The following is a 4929-nucleotide window of genomic DNA, read 5'->3' as shown; positions in this document are numbered from 1 at the left end:
GTACGTTCCGTGGCTGAGGTTCATGCGGGCGACGTCGACGCCGGCCTCGATGATGGCGCGAATGTTCTCGTAGCTCGACGTCGCCGGCCCGAGGGTCGCGACGATCTTTGCTCGTCTCATGGGGTCCTTCAGTGAGTTGGGGTGGTGGTAGACACGGCGGCGAGCCGCCATGGAGTCAGACCGCGATGGGGCGGTCTGTCGCCCGCACGGGTGCGGGAAGATCGGTGGTGCCCTGCAGGTAGCGGTCGATCTCGGCGGCCGCTGCCCGGCCCTCCGCGATCGCCCACACGATGAGCGACGCGCCGCGTCCCGCGTCGCCGGCGACGAAGACGCCCGGCTCGACCGTCGTGTAGTCGGCATCCCGGCGGATCGTGCCGCGCGCATCCACGGGCAGCGGGAACTGTTCCGTAAGCGTCGCGGTCTCGGCGCCCGTGAAGCCGAGCGACAGCAGAACGAGGTCGGCCGGCAGCTCGCGCTCGGTGCCCGGCTTCGGCACGCGGCGACCGTCAACGAAGTCGGTCTCGGCCACGACGACGGCGCGCACCTCGCCCGCGTCGTTCGTGAGGAACTCGACGGTCGAGGCCAGGTACATGCGCTCGCCGCCCTCCTCGTGGGCCGACTGCACCTCGAACAGCGTCGGCTGCATGGGCCACGGCTGGTTCTCGGGGCGCTCGCTCGGCGGTTGCACGCCGATGGCGAGATTCGTCACGCTGAGCGCGCCCTGGCGGTGGGCGGTGCCAATGCAGTCCGCACCGGTGTCACCACCGCCGAGCACGATGACGTGCTTGCCCTCGGCCGTGATCTGCTCGGAGACGCGGTCGCCGGCCTGCACGCGGTTGGACTGCGCGAGGTACTCCATCGCGAAGTGCACACCGAGCGCGTCGCGGCCCGGGATGGGCAGGTCGCGCGGCACGGGAGCGCCCGTCGCGATCACGACGGCGTCGTACCGGGTGCGGAGGTCGCTCCACGTGATGTCGCGGCCGATCTCGACGCCCGCGCGGAACCGGGTCCCCTCGGCCTGCATCTGCGTCAGGCGCGCATCGAGGTGGCGCTTCTCCATCTTGAAATCGGGGATGCCGTACCGGAGCAGGCCGCCGATCCGGTCATCCTTCTCGAAGACGGCGACGGTGTGGCCGGCGCGGGTGAGCTGCTGCGCCGCGGCGAGCCCGGCCGGGCCGGAGCCGACGACGGCGACGGTCTTGCCGGTGAGGCGCTCGGGCGGGAGCGGCTGGACCCAGCCGTTCTGCCACGCCTGCTCGATGATCGACGCCTCGACCTGCTTGATCGTCACGGGGGGCTGGTTGATGCCGAGCACGCACGAGGCCTCGCACGGAGCGGGGCACAGCTTGCCCGTGAACTCGGGGAAGTTGTTCGTCGCGTGCAGGCGGTCGATGGCCTGACGGCCCTCGCCGCGCCACGTGAGGTCGTTCCACTCGGGGATGAGGTTGCCCAGCGGGCAGCCCTGGTGGCAGAACGGGATCCCGCAGTCCATGCAGCGGCCGGCCTGGCGCTTGAGGACGGCGGAGTCGCCGGCCTCGTACACCTCCTTCCAGTCCATGAGGCGGATCGGGACGGGTCGGCGCGGCGGGAGCTCCCGCTCGGGCACGTTCAGAAAACCGCGGGGATCAGCCACCGGTCACCTCCAGGATGCGGCCCCACACGACGTCTCCGTCGGGGTCGAGGCCTTCGTCGAGCGCGGTCTGCCGCGTCGCGAGGACGGCGGCGTAGTCGCGCGGGAGAACCTTCACGAATCGGTCGAGCGCGGCGTCGCCCTCCGCGATGAGGCGAGCGGCGAGAGCCGACTCCGTCTCGTCGTGGTGGCGCCGAAGGAGGGCGCTGAGCTCGGCGCGGTCGTCGGCGTCGAGCGGGACGAGCGACAGCTCGCCGCCCTCGAGCGCGTCGCGGTTGACGCGCTCGCGGCGCAGGTCGTGGACGTACGCGATGCCGCCCGACATGCCGGCGCCGAGGTTGCGGCCGGTCGAGCCGAGGATGACCGCGACACCGCCCGTCATGTACTCGAGCGCGTGGTCGCCCACGCCCTCGACGACCGCCGTGGCGCCCGAGTTGCGCACGAGGAAGCGCTCGCCCACGATGCCGCGGATGAACATCTCGCCGCTCGTCGCGCCGTAGCCGATGACGTTGCCGGCGATGACGTTGCGCTCGGCGTGGAAGACGGCGTCGCGCGCGGGGCGCACGATGACGCGGCCGCCCGAGAGCCCCTTGCCGACGTAGTCGTTGCTGTCGCCGTAGAGACGCAGCGTGATGCCGCGCGGCATGAAGGCGCCGAGACTCTGCCCCGCCGAGCCGGAGAGCGTGACGTCGATCGTGTCGGGCGCGAGGCCCATCTCGCCGTGCTTCATCGTGACGTGGTGGCCGAGCATCGTGCCGACCGCGCGCTCGGTGTTGCGGATCGGCAGATCGATGCGCACCGGATGCCCGTGCTCGAGCGCGTCGGCGCTCAGGCGGATCAGCTCGTTGTCGAAGTGCTCCTCGAGCTCGTGGTCCTGCTCCTCGCGCTTGGTGCGCGGGGCCGACGCGTCGAAGGCGGGGCCCGAGAGGATGGGCGACAGGTCGAGCCCGTCGGCCTTCCAATGCCGGATGGCGCGGTCGACGTCGAGCAGCTCGGTGTGGCCGACGGCCTCCTCGAGGCTGCGGAACCCGAGCGCCGCGAGGTACTCGCGCACCTCCTGGGCGAGGAACTCGAAGAACGTGATGACGAACTCGGGCGTGCCCGTGAAGCGCTTGCGCAGCTCGGGGTTCTGCGTCGCGACGCCGACGGGGCACGTGTCGAGGTGGCACACGCGCATGAGGATGCAGCCCGAGACGACCATCGGGGCCGTCGCGAAGCCGAACTCCTCGGCGCCGAGCAGCGCCGCGATGATGACGTCGCGGCCGGTCTTCATCTGGCCGTCGGCCTGGACGGTGACGCGCCCGCGCATGCTGTTGAGCATGAGCGTCTGCTGCGCCTCGGCGAGACCGAGCTCCCACGGGGTGCCCGCGTGCTTGAGCGAGTTGAGCGGGCTCGCGCCGGTGCCGCCGTCGTGCCCCGAGATCAGGATGACGTCGGCCTTCGCCTTCGCGACGCCCGCCGCCACCGCGCCGATGCCCGACTGGCTGACGAGCTTCACGTGGATGCGCGCGCTCGGGTTGGAGCGCTTGAGGTCGAAGATGAGCTGCTTGAGGTCTTCGATCGAGTAGATGTCGTGGTGCGGCGGCGGCGAGATGAGGCCGACGCCCGCGGTGCCGTGGCGCAGTCGCGCGATCCACGGGTACACCTTGTTGGCGGGCAGCTGGCCGCCCTCCCCGGGCTTGGCGCCCTGCGCCATCTTGATCTGGATGTCGTCGGCGTGGCTCAGGTAGAGGCTCGTGACGCCGAACCGGCCGGACGCGACCTGCTTGATCGCGCTGCGCTTCTCGGGGTCGAGCAGGCGCTCCGGGCTCTCGCCGCCCTCCCCGGTGTTGCTGCGGCCGCCGATGCGGTTCATCGCGACGGCGAGCGTCTCGTGCATCTCGGGGCTGATCGCGCCCATGCTCATCGCGCCCGTGGTGAAGCGGGAGATGATCGACTCGACCGACTCGACCTCGTCGATCGGCACGGGGCGGCGGTCCTCCGTCTTGAGCCGGAAGAGCCCGCGCAGGGTCATGAGGTTCTCGGCCTGCTCGTCGACCGCGCGCGTGTAGTCGCGGAAGATGTCGTACCGCTTCTCGCGCGTCGCGTGCTGGAGGCGGAAGACCGTCTCGGGGTTGAACAGGTGGGGCGGCCCCTCGCGGCGCCACTGGTACTCGCCGCCCGTCTGCAGCCGCTCGTGCGGGTTGACGGGCGCGGATGCGGGGTACGCGAGCGCGTGCCGGCGCGCGTTCTCCTCTGCGATCGTCTCGATCCCGACCCCGCCGAGCACGCTCGAGGTGCCGGTGAAGTAGCGGTCGACGAACTCCTGGCTGAGACCCACGGCCTCGAAGGCCTGGGCGCCGGCGTATGAGCCGACCGTCGAGATCCCCATCTTCGACATGATCTTGAGCACGCCCTTGCCGAGCGCCTTGATGACGTTGCGGACGGCCCTCTCGGGGGTGATCCCCGTGATCATGCCGCTGCGGACCAGGTTCTCGACCGTCTCCATCGCGAGGTAGGGGTTGATCGCCGAGGCGCCGTAGCCGATGAGGACGGCGCAGTGGTGCACCTCGCGCACGTCGCCCGTCTCGACGATGAGGCCGACCTGCATGCGCTTCTCGGTGCGGATGAGGTGGTGGTGCACCGCGGCGAGCATGAGCAGCGAGGGCACGGGCGCGAGGTCCGCCGTGGAGTCGCGATCGCTCAGCACGATGAACTCGGCGCCGTCGGCGATCGCCTCGTCGACCTCCGCGCACATCGCCGCGATGCGCTTCTCGAGGGCCTTCGGGCCCTTGTCGACGCGGTAGAGGCCCTTGATCGTCGTCGTGAGCGAGCTGCCCGGCCGCGAGTCGATGTGCTGGATCTTCGCGAGCTCGTCGTTGTCGATGATCGGGAAGTCGAGCACGACCTGGCGCGCGTGGCGCGCTGTCGCCGTGAGCAGGTTGCGCTCGGGCCCGAGGCCGAGACGCATCGACGTCACGACCTCCTCGCGGATCGAGTCGAGGGGCGGGTTCGTGACCTGCGCGAATTGCTGCGTGAAGTAGTCGAAGATCAGGCGCGGGCGCTCGGAGAGCACGGCGATCGGGGTGTCGGAGCCCATCGCGCCGAGCGGCTCGGCGCCGGTCTTCGCCATCGGCGCGATGAGGATCCGCACCTCCTCCTCGGTGTAGCCGAAGGTGCGCTGGCGGCGGGTGACGGATGCGGCGGTGTGCGCGACGTGCTCGCGGTCGGGCAGGTCGGCGAGGTGGATGCGGCTCGATTCGAGCCACTCGCCCCACGGCTCCATCGCGGCGAGCTGCTGCTTGACCTCCTCGTCGGGC

Annotated in this window: 3 protein-coding genes; all 3 read right to left on the bottom strand. The window is 70.8% G+C overall.

The window, feature by feature from the left end:
• On the bottom strand, positions 1-120 hold a 120-nt coding region (locus Q7T15_RS05055; protein WP_304693916.1), incomplete at its 3' end, for a pyruvate kinase.
• Between the two features lie 55 nt (positions 121-175).
• Entirely contained in the window at positions 176-1633 is a 1458-nt protein-coding gene (locus Q7T15_RS05050; protein ID WP_304693914.1) for a glutamate synthase subunit beta, read from the bottom strand.
• Positions 1626-4929 (bottom strand): glutamate synthase large subunit (gltB, locus tag Q7T15_RS05045; RefSeq protein WP_304693911.1); only part of this gene is annotated, 3304 nt, incomplete at its 5' end. The genes Q7T15_RS05050 and gltB, both read right to left, overlap by 8 nt.

The sequence above is a fragment of the Microcella sp. genome (assembly GCF_030645145.1).
Taxonomy (GTDB): Bacteria; Actinomycetota; Actinomycetes; order Actinomycetales; family Microbacteriaceae; genus Microcella.
The sequence above is the reverse complement of the archived record's forward strand: the minus strand, read 5'-3'. Positions and strand labels throughout refer to the sequence as shown.